Source organism: Bacillus andreraoultii, assembly GCF_001244735.1.
GTDB lineage: Bacteria > Bacillota > Bacilli > Bacillales > Caldibacillaceae > Caldifermentibacillus > Caldifermentibacillus andreraoultii.
The window spans coordinates 2,444,392-2,465,289 of sequence record NZ_LN868937.1 but is presented as its reverse complement, the minus strand read 5'-3'; the positions used below and the strand labels follow the sequence as shown (position 1 = coordinate 2,465,289).

The 20,898-nt window shown below is 35.2% G+C and carries 20 protein-coding genes and 1 riboswitch; of the genes, 7 read left to right on the top strand and 13 right to left on the bottom strand.

The genetic code is table 11. The features are described from left to right. Window positions 1-23: 23 nt before the first annotated feature. Both BN2144_RS17005 and BN2144_RS17000 read left to right on the top strand, forming a co-directional pair. Window positions 24-1,238 (top strand): ISL3 family transposase, encoded by a 1,215-nt coding sequence (locus tag BN2144_RS17005; RefSeq protein ID WP_033826337.1) that lies wholly within the window; start codon window positions 24-26, stop codon window positions 1,236-1,238. A 265-nt stretch (window positions 1,239-1,503) separates the two neighbouring features. After that, on the top strand, window positions 1,504-2,871 hold the full coding sequence (locus BN2144_RS17000; protein ID WP_033829406.1) for an MDR family MFS transporter: 1,368 nt from the start codon (window positions 1,504-1,506) through the stop codon (window positions 2,869-2,871). 272 nt (window positions 2,872-3,143) lie between these two features. On the opposite strand, the gene BN2144_RS16995 is transcribed toward BN2144_RS17000, so the two are convergent. Beyond that, complete coding sequence (locus BN2144_RS16995; RefSeq protein ID WP_033829405.1) at window positions 3,144-3,683, bottom strand: hypothetical protein; 540 nt, start codon at window positions 3,681-3,683, stop codon at window positions 3,144-3,146. A 225-nt stretch (window positions 3,684-3,908) separates the two neighbouring features. Here BN2144_RS16995 and BN2144_RS16990 point away from each other — a divergent pair, with 225 nt between their 5' ends. Together BN2144_RS16990 and BN2144_RS16985 are read left to right on the top strand one after the other, a co-directional pair. After that, window positions 3,909-4,556 (top strand): trimeric intracellular cation channel family protein, encoded by a 648-nt coding sequence (locus BN2144_RS16990; RefSeq protein WP_042338105.1) that lies wholly within the window; start codon window positions 3,909-3,911, stop codon window positions 4,554-4,556. Between the two features lie 128 nt (window positions 4,557-4,684). Then, window positions 4,685-6,016 carry a GntT/GntP/DsdX family permease gene (locus tag BN2144_RS16985; protein ID WP_033829404.1) on the top strand — a complete coding sequence of 444 codons (1,332 nt, stop codon included), beginning with the start codon at window positions 4,685-4,687 and terminating at the stop codon, window positions 6,014-6,016. Between the two features lie 51 nt (window positions 6,017-6,067). On the opposite strand, the gene BN2144_RS16980 is transcribed toward BN2144_RS16985, so the two are convergent. Continuing rightward, window positions 6,068-6,913 carry a MurR/RpiR family transcriptional regulator gene (locus tag BN2144_RS16980; protein ID WP_033829403.1) on the bottom strand — a complete coding sequence of 282 codons (846 nt, stop codon included), beginning with the start codon at window positions 6,911-6,913 and terminating at the stop codon, window positions 6,068-6,070. A 128-nt stretch (window positions 6,914-7,041) separates the two neighbouring features. Here BN2144_RS16980 and gnd point away from each other — a divergent pair, with 128 nt between their 5' ends. Next, on the top strand, window positions 7,042-7,935 hold the full coding sequence (gene gnd, locus BN2144_RS16975) for a phosphogluconate dehydrogenase (NAD(+)-dependent, decarboxylating) (protein ID WP_033829402.1): 894 nt from the start codon (window positions 7,042-7,044) through the stop codon (window positions 7,933-7,935). Window positions 7,936-8,107: 172 nt separating this feature from the next. Here gnd and gntK read toward each other — a convergent pair whose 3' ends face one another. Beyond that, on the bottom strand, window positions 8,108-9,655 hold the full coding sequence (gene gntK / locus BN2144_RS16970) for a gluconokinase (RefSeq protein ID WP_033829401.1): 1,548 nt from the start codon (window positions 9,653-9,655) through the stop codon (window positions 8,108-8,110). 359 nt (window positions 9,656-10,014) lie between these two features. On the opposite strand from gntK, the gene BN2144_RS16965 reads away from it, so the two are divergent. Further along, a complete protein-coding gene (locus BN2144_RS16965) occupies window positions 10,015-10,290 on the top strand; it encodes an amphi-Trp domain-containing protein (protein ID WP_033829400.1) in 276 nt (91 codons plus the stop codon). 133 nt (window positions 10,291-10,423) lie between these two features. Here BN2144_RS16965 and BN2144_RS16960 read toward each other — a convergent pair whose 3' ends face one another. From BN2144_RS16960 to BN2144_RS20490, 9 genes are all read right to left on the bottom strand, one after another. Continuing rightward, entirely contained in the window at window positions 10,424-12,400 is a 1,977-nt protein-coding gene (locus BN2144_RS16960; RefSeq protein WP_033829399.1) for an ABC transporter permease, read from the bottom strand. Further along, a complete protein-coding gene (locus BN2144_RS16955) occupies window positions 12,393-13,160 on the bottom strand; it encodes an ABC transporter ATP-binding protein (protein WP_033829398.1) in 768 nt (255 codons plus the stop codon). The genes BN2144_RS16960 and BN2144_RS16955 overlap by 8 nt, the downstream gene beginning before the upstream one ends. A 149-nt stretch (window positions 13,161-13,309) precedes the next feature. Then, entirely contained in the window at window positions 13,310-14,320 is a 1,011-nt protein-coding gene (locus BN2144_RS16950; protein ID WP_033829397.1) for a sensor histidine kinase, read from the bottom strand. Between the two features lies 1 nt (window position 14,321). Then, window positions 14,322-14,993, bottom strand: a complete 672-nt coding sequence (locus tag BN2144_RS16945) for a response regulator transcription factor (protein ID WP_033829396.1) — start codon at window positions 14,991-14,993, stop codon at window positions 14,322-14,324. Window positions 14,994-15,213: 220 nt separating this feature from the next. Next, window positions 15,214-15,717 carry a hemerythrin domain-containing protein gene (locus BN2144_RS16940; protein WP_050632353.1) on the bottom strand — a complete coding sequence of 168 codons (504 nt, stop codon included), beginning with the start codon at window positions 15,715-15,717 and terminating at the stop codon, window positions 15,214-15,216. 163 nt (window positions 15,718-15,880) lie between these two features. Then, window positions 15,881-16,195, bottom strand: a complete 315-nt coding sequence (locus tag BN2144_RS16935) for a DMT family transporter (RefSeq protein WP_033829395.1) — start codon at window positions 16,193-16,195, stop codon at window positions 15,881-15,883. Next, a complete protein-coding gene (locus BN2144_RS16930) occupies window positions 16,195-16,545 on the bottom strand; it encodes a DMT family transporter (RefSeq protein WP_033829394.1) in 351 nt (116 codons plus the stop codon). Before BN2144_RS16930 ends, BN2144_RS16935 begins: the two co-directional genes overlap by 1 nt. Window positions 16,546-16,606: 61 nt before the next feature. Further along, window positions 16,607-16,701, bottom strand: a riboswitch (guanidine-I (ykkC/yxkD leader). 89 nt (window positions 16,702-16,790) lie between these two features. Next, entirely contained in the window at window positions 16,791-17,243 is a 453-nt protein-coding gene (locus BN2144_RS16925; protein WP_033829393.1) for a DUF441 domain-containing protein, read from the bottom strand. Window positions 17,244-17,543: 300 nt separating this feature from the next. Next, on the bottom strand, window positions 17,544-18,119 hold the full coding sequence (locus BN2144_RS20490) for a hypothetical protein (RefSeq protein ID WP_230199763.1): 576 nt from the start codon (window positions 18,117-18,119) through the stop codon (window positions 17,544-17,546). A 349-nt stretch (window positions 18,120-18,468) separates the two neighbouring features. On the opposite strand from BN2144_RS20490, the gene BN2144_RS16915 reads away from it, so the two are divergent. Next, complete coding sequence (locus BN2144_RS16915; protein WP_033829435.1) at window positions 18,469-19,158, top strand: YjjG family noncanonical pyrimidine nucleotidase; 690 nt, start codon at window positions 18,469-18,471, stop codon at window positions 19,156-19,158. A gap of 190 nt (window positions 19,159-19,348) precedes the next feature. On the opposite strand, the gene BN2144_RS16910 is transcribed toward BN2144_RS16915, so the two are convergent. Continuing rightward, complete coding sequence (locus BN2144_RS16910; RefSeq protein ID WP_033829392.1) at window positions 19,349-20,890, bottom strand: multicopper oxidase family protein; 1,542 nt, start codon at window positions 20,888-20,890, stop codon at window positions 19,349-19,351. Window positions 20,891-20,898 lie beyond the last annotated feature (8 nt).

Here is a 20,898-nt window from a genome sequence, read left to right as displayed (position 1 = left end):
AAAAGAATGGAGTTGCGTGTACTATGAATTCTATCATGAATATCCCAGGATTAAAAGACTGTCAGGTGATAAAAATGGAGGAGCGTAAAGGGGAAATCCTCCTCTATGTGGAAATGGAGCGAAAGCCACACCCTTGTCCTGACTGTGGTCAGCTCACCAACAAAGTTCATGATTATCGATGGCAAAAAGTTCAACATTTAAAATGGTTTGAACGGATGACGTATATTTGGTATAAACGTCGTCGATATGCCTGTGCTTGCGGAAAACGCTTTTCCGAAAAGAATACGTTTGTCAAACGATATCAACGAACATCGATTGAATGGAATCAGGCCGTGTCCGTATGCGCTATTAAGGGAAAGACATTTAAGGAAGTAGGGGATGTTTACGGTACCTCATCCACGACCATTATGAGGCGATTTGATCAAATCGCTCAAACGGAAGTCAAGCAAGTAGAGTCACTACCTCGAGTGATTGCGATTGATGAATATAAAGGAGATACAAGGGAAGGAAAGTATCAACTCATCATCGCCGATGGGATCACAAAGCAACCCCTAGACATCCTACCGAACCGAAATAAAAAGACGATAAAAGACTACCTTCAAAGGCATGGTCACCACGTTCAAGTGGTGATTATGGATATGAGTCCTTCTTTTAAGGCAGCCGTTCGTTCGGCCCTAGGGAACCCAGTGATCGTGGCGGATCGTTTTCATTTTTGTCGTTATATTTATTGGGGGATTGATCGAGTTCGCAGGCGTATTCAGCAGCAGTTTCACGACTATGACCGCAAAAAGTGCAAAAGAAAAAGGTACATTTTTTATAAACCTCAAAACACTTTAACTGAAGACGATCAGTGGCATTTAGAACGCTATTTGAATATGTCGGAAGAGCTAAAAAAAGCCTATGAACTAAAAGAACGTTATCAAGTATGGTTTAACCGAGCGAAAGAGATCGGTCAAGAAAAGATCAAAGAGGTAAAAAAAGAGCTGGAAGCATTTTATCAAGTAGTAGAGGAATCAGGAATTCCAGAGATGAAACAAGCGATAGAAACGTTTCGAAATTGGCAAGTAGAAATCCTGAATAGCTTTGTGTATGGTCATTCCAATGGCTTTTTGGAAGGAATCAATAATACGACAAAAGTCATCAAGCGAAACGGCTATGGATATAAAAACTTCAAGAGATTTCGAGCAAGAATCTTATTGAGACATCAGTATAAAGGAATGGGTCTACATATAGGATAGGGGTGGCCTGATTTCTTTACCACCCCAACATTTGACGGAGAACCTTAAAAAGAGAGCTATTTTTAATGCGGGTCAATGGTTAGGGAAATGGTTGCATTACATCAATGTTTAACAAAGACCAGAAGAATATTAAGTTTACTCCTAGATAAATCTACGGTAAAAAAATCTAAGGATAACTACACCATGAACAAAAGACCTGGATGAAGTCAATATCTTCAGTTATTCGCTATATGTATAAAAGTAAACTGAAATAAGGAGTTATACAATGCAGAAAGAATCAAATCAAAATCATGTCGTTCTATCTTTACTCATTGCAACCTTTTTAACAGCAATTGAGGGGACAATTGTAAGTACAGCCATGCCGAAGATTGTTGAAGATTTAGGTGGTAGTCAACTTTATACTTGGGTCATTTCTGTTTATTTATTAGCTACTGTTATAAGTACACCGGTATTTGGAAAATTAGCTGATTTATATGGTAGAAAATTAATGTTCCATTTAGGGGTAATCATTTTTTTAATTGGTTCAACATTATCCGGGTTATCGCAAACGATGGAACAACTCATCATTTTTCGACTTATTCAAGGTATTGGAGCAGGAGCACTAGCAACAATTCCGATGACAATCATTGGAGATGTTTTTTCATTTGAACAGAGGGCGAAAATTCAAGGTTGGATAAGCAGTGTTTGGGGAATAGCAGGGGTAGTCGGACCACTTGTCGGTGGCTTTATAGTAGATACTATAACTTGGCATTGGATTTTCTTCATGAACTTGCCGTTTGGTATTATTTCATTAATTCTTTTACAACAGGCGCTGCAAGAACAAGTAACGAAGAAAAAACAAATTGTTGATTATGCAGGTATCGTTACCTTTTCAATAAGTATGACTTCATTTTTATTTGCATTAAACATTTTGAAAGAACAAAAACAAACTTGGCATTTATTTGTACTCGTTCTTATTACGATTATTTTCTTTTGCTTTTTCCTATGGATTGAGGCAAAGGGAGAAGAGCCAATGCTTCCATTAAGTTTATTCAGAAATCGATTTATTACTGTATCAAATATCGTTTCGTTTTTAATTGGATTTATTTTAGTAGCAGTTACTTTTTATATTCCTCTTTGGGTGCAAGGGGTTAGTAATCTAAACGCGACGTTATCAGGAATTGCCATGTTACCTATGTCAATCACTTGGATTTTTGGTGCAACATTAACAGGAAGACTCATTGGGAAAACATCAATAACGAAAATAGCTATGCTCGGTGGTTTCATTATTCTTGTTGGTTGTGCTGGCCTTGTTTTCTTTCAAACAAATACAACGATTTCATGGATGATGGTCATAACAAGTGTTTTAGGAATTGGATTCGGACTTTCAACAACACTGTTTACCGTAGTTGTTCAATCGGCGGTAGAGTGGAACTTACGTGGTGCTGCGATGGGATCAATTAATTTAATGAGAAATCTAGGGCAAACAATTGGAATTAGTATTTCTGGATTATGGTTAAGTGATCAACTACAAGGTGCTGAATTAGAGGCAAGTTTACATGTTGTTTTTGTCATCTTAATTGGTCTTGCTGTTCTCGGATTACTTGTCTCAGGACTGTTAATCGGAAAAAAACTAAATGAAACATCAAGTTAGGTTTAAATAGTTAGGGAATTGAAAGTGATTATGAAAAAGAATAATGAGTATAGAATAGAATAAACCGGGTACAATCCCCGGTTTATTTATTTTAGCTAATAGGAAAGTATAAATTTTCCAATTTTTACTTTCCCTTACGCATAAGCGAAAAAGGAAGGCTCTAGCAGCTTTGCATCGCAGTCGAAAAAAAGTTTTTCTTAGCGCACTCTCGTCTCTTTGGTTGCTTTAAGGTCCGAACCTTGAATTTTCTTTAGATAGAGTTTTTTTGACTTTTAGCCCCACATTTTCATTAAGTCGTTCGTTACGAGGATTTCAATTTCGCCACTTCCTGTATTAAGTTTTTTTACTTTCGCTAGTATTCGTTTACTCATAACTAAATCGGAAATTAAATTTGTTACAACTTGATCGGGTACCCAACCGATTATTTGACCTTTACTATTATAAACAGCGATTCCGGAATTACCTTCATCATCAATTTCGGTTGGCTCTGTTAAAATATAAACTTGTTCATTTACTTTTACATCCGCAATAGAAGTTGAAAAATCTTGGTTTGTCGGTTTGGATAGTCGGAATGAGGTATGAATATACGGTTCTGTGAGGGTCCAACCACAACTGTTACATCGTTTAATTAAATTGCTTTTGTCAACATAATTATATTTTTTACAACGTGGGCAACTCATAAATGTAAAATTATCTTTATTCTTTTTAGAGCGAGTAGTAGTTTTAGATTCACTATTATTACCTTTATGAAAAATCATCCAGCTTAGGAGAAAAATCAACAAGATTATAATCGTTATAGTTATCGTATACATAGGATCACCGCCTTTAAATGGTCTAATCAACCATTATATATTTCAATCTATTAAAATTTCGGTAAAGGATCCTGATGTTAGAAAGCGTTTTCTATCTACCTTTATTCTATCATATTTTGAGTAAAAATTCATTCAACCTCCAAGTTAGGGGCTGAAAAAAGATTTAATTGCCGGACTTTATTATAATATAGTAATAGTGTTTAAGTTGGAAGGAGAAGACGATCATTGACTTGGGAAATTCTTAATATTATCGGTACATTAGCTTTTGCTATTAGTGGTGCACTTGTCGCAATTGAAGAAGAATATGATATTTTAGGTGTGTTTATTTTAGGTTTTACTACTGCCTTTGGAGGGGGATTAATTCGAAATCTGTTAATAGGGATTCCAATCGAGAATATTTGGCAACAAGATTTATTATTTGTTGTCGCATTTTTAGTGATTACGATTGTATTTATTTTTCCAGATAAATGGATGAATGATTGGGTTCGTTGGGTCGTTTTTTTCGATGCCATTGGATTAGGTGCTTTCGCAATACAAGGGGCGAACTATGCTGTTTCGATTGAAGCACCGCTAATTGCGGTTGTTATTGCTGCAACAATGACAGGTGCGGGTGGAGGAATGTTACGAGATGTATTCGCTGGGAGAAAACCAATGATTTTTCATTCAGATATCTATGCTTTGTGGGCAGCATTAGCAGGATTTGCAGTAGGTTTTGACATATTAAATGGACCGTATACAACATTTGTTCTTTTGTCTTTCGTTGTCGTGTTTCGAATGCTCTCTGTCTACTATAATTGGCAGTTACCACGTAGAGCAAACTGGAATGAACAAAAAGAGTCTCAAAAGCATAATAGAAGCACGATTAATGGGTAATAATAAGTGAAGACAACAGGAAGAAATAAATATTTTTTCGTAAAAGGGATTGATTTAAGAAATATTTTTCCGTATACTATAACCATGTGAAAATGCTTTCAAACATTTTAAAGAAGGGTGGCTTTTACATGGATGCATACGTACTTATCATTACACTTCTAGCCATTGTAATCGTTATTTTAGGAGTTTCTCTGTTTAAATGGCATGCTTTTATCAGTTTAACAGTTGCTAGCTTGTTTTTAGCAATATTTACTGGCATGTCATGGGATAAAATTGTTCATGCTTACGAAACAGGTGTTGGTAGTGTATTAGGCCATTTAGTGGGAATTTTAGCATTAGGTACAATTCTTGGTAAAATGCTCTCGGAATCAGGGGCAGGTTTACAAATTGCAAATTACTTTGTGAAAGTTTTTGGTGAAAAAAGATTGCCATGGGCGATGTTTTTCTCAGGATTTATTATCGGTATTCCTGTATTTTTCGAAGTAGGAATTCTAATTATATTACCATTAGTTATTTCAATTCAACAAGCAACAAAGAAAAATTTATTATTAATCGGATTACCCGCAATTGCTGGACTATCCATTGTTCATGGATTAGTTCCACCACATCCGGGTGCGGTTGCAGCAATAGGAATCTATGATGCGAATCTTGGAAAAGTATTACTATATTCGTTAGTGATTGCTATTCCTGCTGGGATTATTGGGGGACCAATATTTGCAAAATATATAAGTAAAAAAGTGGTTCCATCTGGTGAATCAGGATTACTTAAAGTTGACGATTCGCAAAATAGAAAATTACCTAGTGTCGGTATTTCTTTCCTTTCTATTTTAATGCCAGTTATTTTAATGGTATTGGGAACATTTTCTCCATTTTTAAAGAAGTTGCCAGAAAGTGGAATAAAATTTCTTGAATTTATTGGGAGTCCTTTAATCGCTTTATTAATTTCTTGTTTTTCTGCTTTTTATTTTCTAGGATTTCGCCAAGGAATTGTAAAAAATCAAATTAAGAAATTCGTGGATGAATGTATTTTACCTGTTGGTTCTATTATTTTAATTATCGGTGCCGGGGGTGGATTTAAACAAGTTTTAATTGATAGTGGTGTCGGTGAAACGATTGGGAATATGGCACAAAATTTATCACTATCACCTTTAGTATTAGCTTTTCTCATTGCTGGATTGATTCGGATTGCTACAGGATCAGCTACAGTGGCACTTACAACTGCAGCAGGTATTGTATCTCCTATCATTGCAAATATGACAGGCGTAAATTTAGAACTACTTGTAATCGTGACAGGCGCTGGATCACTCATGTTTTCTCATGTCAATGATGCCGGCTTCTGGATGGTAAAAGAGTATCTAGGATTATCGGTTAAAGAAACATTTATGACTTGGACATTACTCGAAACCATTCTTTCATTTGTTGCATTCATTTGTGCATTAATCCTAAATGTAATCATTTAAATGTGTTTACAAAAAAGAGAGAATCCGTTAAATAATTGATTCTCTCTAATATTACATTCTTGTTTCAGAAATTGCATCTCTAACTTTTGCTAAAGATTTTTTCGCTTTTTCTTTATTTAAAATCATCACATTTACGTAAAGGGCGTCTATTAAACTTAATTGAGCAATTCTTGAAGATAAAGCTTCAGAACGGAACTCGGTTTCTTCAGAACTTGTATAGAGTATGACATCTGAATTTTGGGCAAGTGGTGACTTAGGGTATCCGGTTATACCAATGGTTTTTGCACCGTTTTTCCTTGCAACTTTTAAAATGTTAATTGTATCAATGTTTGTGCCTGAATGGGATATAACAACGGCGACATCCTTTTTTGTCAATTGTGAGGCTGACATAATTTGGAAGTGAGAGTCAATAAATGCAAAAGACTCAATACCTGTACGAATAAATTTATGGTAAGCATCCATTGCAATGACTGCAGAACCACCGGTGCCATAAAAATAAACCCGATTGGCTGATAATAATAAACCAACAGCGCTTTCAATTGTTTTCTCATCAATTAAATTTAATGTTCGATTTAAGGTAGTTATATTTGAATGAAATATTTTCTCTACAATTGTTTTCTCACTATCTAAATCAGAAATTTCTTCGTGGATTTGTTGAATCGGTTCAATGATTTCTGCAGCTAGAGCGATTTTCATTGCTTGATATCCTTTGAACCCAATTCTTTTACAAAAGCGAAAAACAGTCGCATCAGCAACATTTAAGTCTTCTGAAATATCACTAATCGTACAATGAATAATTTTTTCGGGATTATTTAATATATAATCCGCAATTTTTCTTTCTTTTTCACTTAGCCTTGAATAGTGTGAGCGGATTTTCCCTAAACAGTTTTTCGACATAACCTATCCCTCGCATATTTATTTAATTTTATTGATAGTATACCATATCTGGTAAAATGAAAAAATATTTTTCGAATATATAAAGCAGTGATAAAAAAATCGCGAACACATTGAGAGGAGTTTTTAGCATGAATATTGGTTTAATTGGATTAGGAAAAATGGGATATAATCTAGCTTTAAATTTAATGGAACATCAACATGAAGTTGTTGCTTATGATATTGATTCAGAAGTCGTTGCCAATTTTAAAACTGATGGGGGAAAGGGGGCAAATTCTATTTTAGAGCTTGTTTCTCAATTACCAAGTCCGAAAGTGGTTTGGGTTATGGTACCAGCCGGAGAAATTACAACGAATGTGATTAATGAGTTAACGGATTTATTATCTGAAAATGATATTGTAATCGATGGTGGAAATTCAAAATATAAGGACTCTATTGCACGTGCAGAAAAATTAAAAAGTAAAGGAATCCATTTTCTTGATGTTGGTACAAGTGGAGGGATTTCAGGGGCGAGAAATGGTGCATGTATGATGATTGGAGGAGATAAATCTGTCTTTCAATCAATTGAACAAATCTTTAAAGATACTTGTGTAAATGACGGCTATTTATATTGTGGAAAACATGGTAGTGGTCACTTTTTAAAAATGGTTCACAATGGTGTCGAATATGGAATGATGCAAGCTATTGCAGAAGGGTTCGAAGTTTTGTACAAGAGTGAGTACGACTATGACCTTGAAAAAGTTGCTAAAAACTGGAATAATGGTTCCGTTGTTCGTTCTTGGCTAATGGAATTAATGGAAGATGCGTTTTCGAAGGATGCAAACTTGGAAGAGATTAAAGGAGTCATGCATTCATCAGGTGAAGGTAAATGGACGGTTGAAACAGCTCTAGATCTCCAAGTACCCACACCAGTAATCACACTTGCTTTAATGATGCGTTACCGTTCTCTAGAGAGTGACACATTTTCAGGTAAAGTTATTGCTGCATTGCGAAATGGATTTGGTGGTCATGCTATAGAAAGTTAAGTACGAGTATTGAATACCGTTATTTGTAAAAAAACAAAAGGGTGCCCGACAATTATTACTTCGGACACCCTTTTTAGGATATATTCCATAGCTTAACTGTTCAATTTACGTTATCGTAAAAGGGTTGTCATTTTTTTTACAGCCCTTAATTGGTTCGGTTTAATAGGTATATTTAATTTTTCACCCATTTTTGTTGGAATTTAGTTATTTCTTCGTATTCATTTTCTAGTAATCGAGATATACGAATAAAAATAGGTATTATCTCTTCATAAACTTCTACATTCTCTTTAATTGGTTCATGTGCATGTGTCGTACCAATCCACTCTGATATGATTGAAAAGTCATCTATCTTTCCTAAAGCATACATCCCTAAAACAATTGCACCGAGACAAGAGCTTTCAAAACTTTCCGGAACAACAACTTCATGGTTAAATATATCTGCTAACATTTGTCTCCATAATTCTGAACGGGCAAATCCGCCAGTTGCTTGAATTTTTTTTGGCATACCGATTAGTTCTTGAAGTGCTAACATAACTGTATATAAATTTAAAATAACCCCTTCTAGTACAGATCGAATCATATGTTCACGTTTATGATGTAGACCAAGTCCGAAAAATGAACCTTTTGCATTCGCATTCCATATTGGCGCGCGTTCTCCAGCTAAATAAGGATGGAAGAGAAGACCATCTGAACCAGGGGCTACTCTGGAGGCTATTTTTGTTAAGACATCATATGGGTCAATGCCTAGTCTTTTTGCTGTTTCAACTTCACTTGAAGCTAACTCGTCCCGAACCCACCGAAAAGTCATGCCGCCATTATTCACTGGACCACCAACGACCCAGTGATTCTCTGTTAATGCATAACAGAATATACGTCCTTTTGGATCCGTTACTGGTTTATTAGTTACTGTTCGTATTGCTCCACTTGTACCAATGGTAACAGCAACAACCCCTGGATCAATAGCATTTACACCAAGATTAGAAAGAACACCATCACTTGCGCCAATAACAAAAGGTGTATCACTAGGTAATCCAATCTCCATCGCAAATTCAGGGAGAATACCTGTCTTAATATAAGTAGTTGGTACTGGTTTGGACAATTGATTGATGTTAATATTTGCAACTTTTAATGCACTCGGGTCCCAATCCAGTTTTTCTAGATTAAACATACCTGTGGCGGAAGCAATTGAATAATCAATAATATATTCGTTGAAAAGCTTGTAAAAAATATATTCCTTAATTCCTATGAATTTATGAGCTTTTGCAAAAATGTCAGGATGCTCATCTTTTAACCAAGTGATTTTTGCTAGAGGGGTCATGGGATGAATGGGCGTACCTGTTCGTTTATAAATCTCTAATCCATTTTGCTCATTTTTAATCTTTTCAGCCCACTTGGATGCACGGCTATCTGCCCAAGTAATACATTTCGTGATTGGTTTTCCGTCTTTATCAACTAATATTAAACTATGCATAGCAGAACTAAAGGAAACAAGTTCAATATCTTTAGGTTCTATCTTTGATTTGTGAATGGTATCTTTCATAGACTTAATAACAGCATGGAAAATTTGATCTGGATCTTGTTCTGCAATCGATGGAAGCGGGCTATATAATGGGTACTCGATATGGCTCATTTGAATGACAGTTCCAGAATTTCCGAATAAAACTGATTTCGTACTAGTCGTCCCAATATCCACACCCAAATAATACGTTTCATGTGACATTTTAAAGTACATCTCCTTTTTCTAGACACTTACGTAATGTAGTTTGTCCGATTAGATTAGAAAAAATATTTCTTTAATTTAAATAATGAAAGGAAAAAAATTTCTTATATATTTATTTTATCAACGAAAGTATTTTTTTGAAAGTGGTTTCGTATGAAATAAATTGAAAAAAATAAACGATACCGTTCTTGGCATATTCAATGGGAAAAAAGCAGTATGCCATGAAAGAAAAGAGATTTAAAGATACATTAAGGTTAGAAAGGTAATGATTGCTTTCCCTTTACTTAGTAAATATAGTTCATTATGCTATCATATGAGTAAGGGTGAAATCATATCATTTTACGTAAGGGGGGGATTTCATGGAAAAAGATGAAAAACCAGTAACTCAAGTTTTAGTTAAGCATAAAGAAACCCAAAGTCTCCTTGAATTCGCAGCAATGTTAGAGTCTATCGCAAAAAAGTTAAAGGAAGATCAGAAGTTTATCATTACCCAAGGGAAAGAAGTGGTTGAAATTAAGCCTTCTAACCAATTGGAAGTTGAAATTGAGTATGAAATCAAACGTGATAAACATTCATTTGAGATTGAAATTGACTGGTATCCCGATCGTGATTACCCGACAATGGAAATTTTGTAATTATGTATACATGACTTGATAACACACCTTGTCAGAATAAAACCCAGGAATGTTTAATCCTGGGTTTAACTTTAGCTGTAGATTGTTTTGAGTCATTCGAATTTTCATCATCAATTACACGGAAATTTTCAGCTTAACTTACAATTTTATAATACTCTCGTGCGGTAAGTGTGTAGATAATTGCATAAAATAAAGCAAATACAAGAATTGTGCCCACTGTACAGATGGCAAATAAGCTGACATTTGTTAAGTTTAGTACTGCTAAAAGTTTTGTAATTACTTTGAATGCGAAAGCAATATGAATGACAGCAGTTACGAGTGGTAAGAAAAAGACAATTAACACTTGGCTTTTAATCGATTTTTTAATTTCATCCTTACTTAAGCCTACCTTTTGCATAATTTCAAATCGAGCTTTATCATCAAACCCTTCAGAAATCTGTTTATAGTAAATAATTAACACGGTGGCCATAATAAAGAGAATTCCTAGGAATATACCGAGGAAGAAGAGACCACCATACAAGGAATAAAATATTTCTCTAGATTCCTCTACCCCGTCAGCACGCCCATCCACACCGACTTTCAATAACTGTTTAGATAAGTTCTTTGTTAAGGCTACTTCATTATCTGGATTTCCAACGGCATCAAATCCATAATAAAACGATAAGTCTTTCCATTCCGTATCTCCAAGCGCCTTAGCAGGATAAATATTTTTAATAATCTTTTCGTCTTTCATGATAATAAAATACGTGTCCGCTAACATCGCTGAAGCTTCTCCAGTTATTGGTAAACTTTTCAACTGCTCTTTAATATGAAAATTGCGTCCGTTAAGTGTAATCATTTCATTCATCGGGTCACCTCTATACGTATATAGAAGGGCTTCATTTTCTTCGAGTGTAATTGATTTTTTTGCTAATTTATTATACTCGTCAAGTGGCAGTAAACCAATGATGGATAGGTTGGTGAATGATTCTAATGTTGCGTCATCTGTTGTGAACGTATCCCCGTGACGAATAGCAGGAAAATCCGCATACCGATAGGAGTCTATATTTTGAACAGCAATGCCGTGTTTTTTTGCTACCTTATAAATTTCGTTTTCTGCCAAGCGAGCATCTTCTTTTGCTACATTATGTGCTGTAAATTCAATATCTTTTGGATACCGTGTGCGTAATACATCTTCCATCCCGATATATAAGGAAACAGTTGTTGACAACATCACAAGAACCATTGTTGACAAGATACATATGTTAGCTAGCCCAACAGCATTTTGTTTCATCCGATAAATCATTCCGGATACGCTAATGAAATTTTTCGTTTTGTAATAGAAGCCTTTATTTTTTCGAAGTCCTTTAAGTAAGGCAATCGTACCTGCAGTAAACAATGCGTATGTTCCAATAATTACAAGCAAAACGGCTACGAAAAATTTCAACAGTGCTTCTAATGGGGATTCCGTAACGAGAGCGATATAGTAACCATATGACAAGGTCCCAATACCAATGAGGACAAGTAACCATTTCGTTCTCGGTTCTTTTTCGCCAACTTGACCACCTTTTAATAACTCAATTGGTTTAGCTAAATGAATATGACGTAAATTATTCAGCATCGTAAAGATAAAGATACCAATAAAAAGAATGATCGTCATACTAATTGATTTGATTGAGATAATATACGTAAGTGGCACTTCGAAATGTAGTAAACTATTAAGTAGTAAGAACATTAACTTACTTAAAATAACGCCTGAGGCAAGACCAGCTATAAGACTAATTCCGGTTATATAAACTGTCTCCCATAAAATCACTTTGGCGATATGTTTTTTCTCCATTCCCAAAATGTTAAAAAGACCGAACTCTTTTTTACGTCGTTTAATTAAAAAGCTGTTCGTATAAAACAGAAAGATAACAGAGAAAATACCGATGATATGCGTTCCCATTCCAAGGAGGATCCGCAGTTGTTCGCCACCGGACATCTTTTCTAATCCTGTATTACCAGATATAAAATGCATAATATAAAACATGGCAATGGTTCCAATACAAGTGAGAATGTACGGAAGATAAGTTTTTCGATTTTTTACAATGTTCGTAAGTGCTAGTTTTACATAGAAAAATTTACTCATTACGAACACCACCCGTTGCAATTAAATTTAGGGTATGGGAAATTTTTTGGTACATCTCTTCATTGGATAGCGTCCCTCTATATAATTGGTGAAAAACAACACCGTCTTTTATAAAGAGAACACGGCTTGCATGGCTCGCTGCCTTCGTACTATGTGTTACCATTAGAATGGTTTGCCCATCTTGATTCACTTGTGAGAAAATCTGTAACAAGTCATCGGATGCACGTGAATCTAAGGCGCCGGTCGGTTCATCCGCTAGCACTAACTTTGGCTTCGTAATTAATGCTCTTGCAACGGCTGCTCTTTGCTTTTGCCCACCAGAAACTTCGTATGGAAACTTAGGTAAAATGTCTTTAATCCGTAATTTTTCAGCAAGTGGTTGTAGGCTCGTATTCATTTCTGCAAAAGTTTTCCCGGATAGCACGAGTGGTAAAAAGATATTATCTTGTAGTGAAAACGTATCAAGTAAGTTAAAATCTTGAAAAACAAAGCCAAGATTTTGTCTTCTAAATGCGGAAATTTCCTTATCTTTAATGGAGACGATATTTTTCCCGTTTAATAAGACTTCTCCACTAGTTGGCTTATCGAGTGCAGCTAAAATATTGAGAAGCGTTGTTTTCCCTGATCCTGATTCCCCCATAATCGCAACATATTCACCTTCTTCAACAGAAAAGCTCACATTAGTTAAAGCCTGAACATGATTTCCACCAAAGCGGGTAGTATACACCTTTTTAACATTTTTTACTTCTAATAGTGTCATGAGTATCCCTCCGTAACTTCATTTCATGTTCAGTATAACAAAGAGAGGTCTTTTTCCAACATAACATTCCCTTACAATAGACGTGTCAATCTTACATTTTTGTAAGTTTTCGGTTTTTAAAAGATAGGGAAGAGGAATCGCTAGAATAATTATTCTGTTTGAAGGTTTACGGTCGTTAAATCAATAATTACTTTTGTTCCTTTTCCTTGCTCGGATTGGATAATAATTTCATGGGACAGCTTTGTAAGGATTTGTTTACAAAGATATAGTCCAATTCCTGTCGCACCTTTGTAAGTTCTTCCATTATAACCGGTGAAACCTTTTTCAAAAATTCGTGGTAAGTCCTCCGAGCGGATACCAATTCCTGTATCTTCAATAACGAGAAGTTTTTTATTCGGATTTGGTTCCATATATATAAATATCGATCCTTTATTTGTATATTTCAATGCGTTTGAAAGTACTTGCTCGATGACAAATAACAACCATTTTTCATCAGTTAAAACAGCGCAATTTAACTCGTTGTAATGTAAGGAAATCTTTTTAAGAATGAAAGGTTTTGCGTTTTTACGAATCGCTTGCTTAATTAGGTCATCTAAATCAATTCTTTTAATTTCAAGGTCATTTGACATATCATCTAAACGAAGGTATTGCAAAACAAATTGGACATATTGTTCGATTTTAAACAATTCCAAATCAAGGTCATGATATTGTTCATTTTGTCCAGTTTGTAAAAGAAGCCTCATCGCGGCAATCGGTGTTTTAATTTGATGTGTCCATTGCGTAAAGTAATCCACTAAGTCTTTTTGTTTATTTTCTGCTAACGCTGCCATCTCATTACGATTAGAAAATAATATGCGGATGAGTTCTTGATACCTTTCTTCAATAATATTGTTTGGTGGTGGCAATTCATCGTTTTGAATGGTGATTGTTTTTTGCAATAGCTGTAAGATTCGATATCGATTGCGAAATTTTACGTAATCAACAATGAGAAAAATCACACCAATGTATACATATAAAAGGGTTGCGTAAAGGATTGGAGCCATTGACAGATGATGAAGATAAAAAACAAGATAAAAGCAAAGAAAAACCGTGAATAATAAGAAAATCCACTTTCGATTTTTTTTCAAGTAAGCGAGGAACAAATTTCTTTTCCCTTCCATATTAGTCCACCAAATAGCCAATCCCTTTTTTTGTTTTAATAAAATTTTGTAGGCCAATAGCTTCAAGCTTTTTCCGTAACCGTGTCATATTAACGGTTAACGTATTATCATCAATAAAGCTATCCGTTTCCCAAAGGCGTGTCATGATTGCATCTCTTGTGACCGTTCTTCCTTTATTTTCAAGTAAAATATGTAAGATTTTAAGGTCATTTTTCGTTAAATCGATTTTTTTTCCTTGATAGGTAAGTGTACCATCGCTCGTATTTAGTATGGCACCATTATGTTCGATTAAGTTTGATTGGCCAGTAAAATCGTATGCGCGGCGCAATAATGCCTGAACTTTAGAAGTAAGGATATTTATATCAAATGGTTTTGCAATAAAGTCATCCCCACCCATATTAATGGCCATCACGATATTCATATTATCCGAAGCAGAAGAAATAAACATGATTGGAACTTTTGATACCTTCCGAATCTCGCTACAAAGAGTAAACCCATTCATAAAGGGGAGGGAAATATCTAGGAGAATTAATTGTGGATCAAAAGCAATATAGGTTTGCATCACTTGTTGGAAATCAGTTACCACCTCCACCTCGTACCCCCACGAACGGAGATGACTTTGGAGAGATTTTGCAATAACAAAATCATCTTCAACGATTAGTATTTTATACATAAAAAAACCCCCAATCTTGTATCAATTTGTGTAATGGTAAATGAACAACTTTTAAATAATTATACCATAACATCATTTATCGTATTAAAGGGCCTTCATCTAAATAATATGGGTTCAGTTCTGTGACTTTTTTAGCTTATAGGAAAGTAGATATTAATAAATTCATACTAAAAAAAGACCGATGTGAAAAATCGGCCTTTTTAATAAGAAACTCGTAGGTTTATTCAAAATGTGTAAAGAGAACGGTATTTTCCAAAGTGAATTGTAGAGAAACATTCTCGATTAATTCTTGAAGTTTGCTATAAGCGAGTTTCATTGTTGGACATGCAAAATCTGGAAGAGTAAAATTGTTAATTCCTTTTATTAAACGGTCAATGATTTCCTCAATGTCCGATTGATATGATTTCATTTCAGCAATATTGGTTTGAATTACATCATTTTTTTCCTTAGATAGAGTTGTTTCTAAAATTGCTTTAAAATATTCCTTCTCTTCTCTCGCAAAAAATTGTTCGAGCTCGATTTTTAGTTCACTAAAGTTCCGATGTAACAGTAATACGAGGTCACGATCGTGATTATAGTGGGCAATAATAATTCGGTTTAATAGTTTATCCACTTCCCGAATAAGGTATCGTTCTTCCTGTAGATGATTTTCCATAATATGTTCAATCAGTTGTTCGATTGAAAGTTCCTTTATTTGGTTATTAATTGTTATACTTTCTGTCATTTTAACTTCCTCCTCGTAAAAGCAATAATTTTTTTCTATGTTTTTATTGTACTGTTGTAATCGAATACTCACCTTGACTAAAATCAAGTTTTAGAAAGAAGGATAGAAAAAACCATTCTAATTCCTGAAGTAAAATTAGAATGGTTGGATGTTAATGAAAGTATTATGAAACTAATTTTAGACCAACGGCTGCACCTAATACCATGGCAATGAAAGTTGCTCTTTTCCAATCCTTAGATTCCCCATAAAAGACCATACCAATGAGGGTACCACCAACAACCCCGATTCCAGTCCAAATCGCATAACCAGTTCCCATTGGAATTGTTCGCAATGAATAGCTGAGGAGAGTAAAGCTTAGTCCAAATCCTAGTATTAATAGACTGATTGTTTGCCAATTTCGTTTCACAGACAACTGATTAATCATCGCGACACCAAATGTCTCCAATAAACCAGCTATAATTAATACAAACCAAGCCATTAAGATACCGCCTCTTTCTTTACGTTTTCATCGTTTTCTTCTGTGACTAGTTTCAAACCGATGACGCCTGCTAATAATATAAGAATTAAGGTAATTTTCCCCCATTGAAAAGGTTCACCGAAGAAAAGAATATCTGCAATAACAGTACCTGCTGTTCCTAATCCGACATAAATGGCATAAACTGTTCCTGCAGGGAGCACTTGTGCCACAGTAACTAAAATATAGTTACTGATAATAATGGCAATAATTGTCCCAGTCCATGCCCAAAAATCATGGGCATGAGTCAAGCCTATGACCCAAAGTACTTCTAAAAACGCTGCGAAAATTAATTTCATCCAGTTTGTATTCAAGTAAAAGGCACCTCCACTTTTTTTCAAAATAAAAAAGCCTTGAAGAAAACTGTAATCAGTAATCTCCCAGGCTTTTATCCTTCCGTGGCACGACTAGCGTGAGTTTTCTCTCGGACCAGACTAACTTTTCGTTACGGAACCCTAGAAAACATTTTGAATATACAATTAGTTACTATTATACACATATTCCATCCAATTTCAAGATAATTGTCTTGGGGAAAGAAGGGAGGTTGTAAATCGCGGAATTATAATACACCGAACAACTTCATTGCATACCAAGCGATGCCAGCACCAATAAGCGGCCCGACAGCAACACCTTTAAAGAGGGTAACAGCTAAAATGGTTCCAAGAACTAATGCAGTTGTAATATGCGGATCTTTCGCTAATAAAACAACACCGTTTTTCGCAAGCATGGCAACGAGAATACCAGATGCTAGGGCAATCCAAGCATAAGGTGACTTTAATGAGGCTACCAATTCTTTAAACCCAATTTGTCCTGTAGCAATTGGTGTAAGTACGGCAATAGTAATAATCGTAACGCCCCAATTAATTCCTTTTGTTTGTATGATTGAGAACAGTTTATCATTATTATAAATGAGTTTAAGAGCTAATAAAAAAACGACAGATACGATTAATGATTGATTTTTCACGATTAATGCGATGCCAAGAAGTAATAATAAAAATAAATAAGCTTGCATTTTCTACATCCTTTTAATTAATATTATTGTCAATAAGTTATAAACTTACCATATTTTATCGTAACCGATTTTAATCGTTACGAAACGTTTGAAACTATACCTATATAATAACTATACCATTTTTCAGTAGCAATGATGAGTTTTTCATAGGAAGTAGGAAAGAGTAGTCGTTTATGGCGAAAAAAACAAAATGCTTGCCCCAACAAATGAATGGACAAGCTTCGATAGGAAAGACTACAATTAGTCGTTCGTATAATTTTCAGTAACAGTGGAAAATCCACAAAAGATAGTTCCGTTGCATTATTTAATCCGTTTTAAATCACGTATATCTGTTTCTTGTTCTAACGAATGAAGTGCTAAAGATGCCAAAATTTTATCTTGCCTTTCTTGCCCTTGAATTAACTTTTGCTGGGTTTCTTTAATTGCAATGTCTTCACCGTAAAGTTTGTGTACATCTATTGAAAGGGCATCAAGTTTTGCGTCTGTTTCATCTTGACGATCTCGAATAGCACGAACAATTTGGTTTGTTTCCTGTAATTGGATTTGCATCAAATCTTGTTTTTCAGCAAATTGCATTTGTGTATTTTTTAATTCGTTGATTTGTGACTGTAAGTTATCTTTCGCTTCTGTTAGTTGTGACTGTAAGTTATCTTTCGTTTCTGTTAGTTGTGACTGTAAGTTATCTTTCGTTTCTGTTAGTTGTGACTGTAAGCTAGTTTTTATTTCTGTTAGTTGCGACTGTAAGTTATCTTTCGTTTCTGTTAGTTGTGACTGAAAGCTAGTTTTCATTTCTGTTAGTTGCGACTGTAAGTTCGTTTGTCCTTCTTTAAGTGATTGAATTTCCTCTAAAATCTTATTTAAAATATCTTCACTCAATTTAATTCCTCCTCACAATCGTATGAATTTTTAACGCCCACCATTCACTCAATTAATTTTTTGGAGTTCTGCTCAATTCATGCATAATAATAAACAAAACCTACCTTAGTCCTGATGTAGAAAAAGAGGCGGGTTCGTTACTGTAATTATATTATTTTAGCGAATTTTGTCAATGAAGTCCCGTTGTTCTTTGTTGAAGGAAAGAGGATTTGCATTAATAGTAAATTTAAATGAGATTCTAGTATTGTATAATTATTTTTCAAGATTAAATAAAAGAGTATAATAGTGAAGAACATTTTGCTTATTTGATAAGTGATAAGCAAACTATATTATGGAACGTGGCGAAACTTTGCAGAAATATAACACTTTATTATTTGATCTTGATGATACACTATTAGATTTTGATGCGGCAGAAAAGTCGGCGTTAAGACAGTTGTGCGCGTCATATAGTTTATCCCTCACACCTGAAATGGAAAAGCGTTATCAAACAATTAATAAAAGTCTTTGGGAAGCCTATGAGGAAGGAAAAATCGATCGAGATGAAGTATTAAATACAAGATTTTCTCGTTTTTTTGCTGAATATGGAGAAACGGTTGATGGTATCGAATTAGAAAAAAGGTTTAGGAGATTTTTGCAGGAGGGGCACGAGCTCATCGATGACGCTTTCGATATTATTTCGTCATTAAAAAATGATTATCAATTATTCATTGTGACAAATGGTGTTGCCGATACGCAAGCAAAACGATTGAATGATTCAGGATTGAGGCCTTTCTTTGATGATGTGTTTGTTTCAGATGAAATCGGTTATCAAAAGCCGAAAAAAGAATTCTTCCAATACGTTTTTGAGAAAATTCCTCAAGTTCATTTAGATGCTACTTTAATTATTGGTGACTCGCTAACTTCCGATATAAAAGGTGGGCATTTAGTTGGAATTGACAGTTGTTGGTTTAATCCAAAATTAAAAGAAAATTATACAAAGATTTCACCGACATATGAAATTCAAAAGCTAAAAGATCTATATCGTATTTTGAATTTCTGACACATCTATTAAGGAACTCTCTTTTTAAAAATAAAAATGGTATGGATTTGTGCCCATCCAATATATAACGGTAAATCAAGTAAAGACACCATCAATACGAGGCGTCTTTATTCATGTTCTGTCAATATGTGTCCATTAAAAGAGATTTAGTTGAATAGGATGCTTAAGAAAACGCACAAACATAAAAAAATTAATTTTCATCTCTCGGTGGTTTAACTGTAAATGGACGCATCATATCATAGTCTTCATGTTCCAAAATATGACAATGCCATACGTAATCTCCAGTATATGGCTCAAATCGCATGATGACGCGGGTAATTTGTCCTGCCGGAGCTGTTACGGTATCTTTCCATCCCCGTTCATTTTCTGGTGGAGGGACAGCTGGGCCTGTGTACTGAATTTCTCCTCTCTGATTGTAGAGGTTAACGTTAAAAGGTCTTCTGTCAAGAATTTGAAACTGGACGAGATGAATGTGAATCGGATGAGCAAATGCGGTCAAATTCATGAGTGACCAAATTTCAGTGGAACCAAGTCGTGGTAATTCAGTAACGGGATCTGTCCATCTTTTATTATTCAGAAGCAAGACTGGGCGACCGTATTCATCCGTTTGTGTTGTTAACCGCATATTTCTTATTCTAGAAACATCTATTGGTTCGAGAATCGGAATTCTTGATAATATTCTTGGAATTGAAGTCATATCCCGACTTGAGAGTCGCTTTGTGACACGAAATTGCATAATGTCATCCGTTTCATCATCGGGATTTGCATTTGGACCAAGGATGTTTTTTAACGTAATCGTTTCCCCTTCAAAATGGGAGAAGTCAACAATTAAATCAGCTCGCTCGGCAGGCTCTAGTGCTAGTTGTTCAATAAGAACGGGTTGCTGCAATAGGCCACCGTCTGATCCAATTTGAGTAATGGGGGCTCCGTTATCTAGGTAAAATTGATACGCTCTTGTGTTCGAGGCATTTAATAAGCGGAATCGATATTTTCTCGGTTCAACTTCTAAATATGGCCAAACTTTCCCATTTACTAAAATTGTATCACCTAAAAAGAAGGGGACAACGGAAGGATTAGGCAAGTTTGCGGAAGGATTATTCGGCTGACTAGGATAAAATAACGAACCATCGTCATTGAATGTTCTGTCTGTAACGATAAGCGGAATTTCATAAGGTCCACGTGGTAAATTTAATCTTTGTTCATCACGCCCACGAAGAATGTACATACCAACTAGGCCGGCATATACATTGAGGCGGGTAATACCGGCCGCGTGATCATGATACCAGAGGGTGGCGCCCCTTTGTTGGTTTGGATAATAATAGACTTTATTTTTAAAAGCAGGGCCTACCTCCTCAAAATTATTTGTATACCACGCATCAGGATAACCATCACTATCTGGCTCTGTTTCACTGCCATGCAAATGGACGACGGTTCGTACTTCCGGCATATTTTCATGATGCAAGATTGTTTCATCTACTGGTAAAAAGTGCTCCTCTGGTAAGTTATTCTGCCAAAGAATACGGATAGGATCTCCTTCAAACGCTTCAATAACCGGTCCTGGAAACTGTCCATTATAACCCCACAATCTTGTCGCGGGTAAATCACGATGTAACTTTTGCTCGAATTCCTCCATCGTAATTTCATGGAAAAAGTTAGGATTTCTGCTTCTCCGTAGTTGTAAATACTCTGGAATTGGTAGTTGATCTACAAATTTCTCCAATCTACTCGTCATTTTGACAC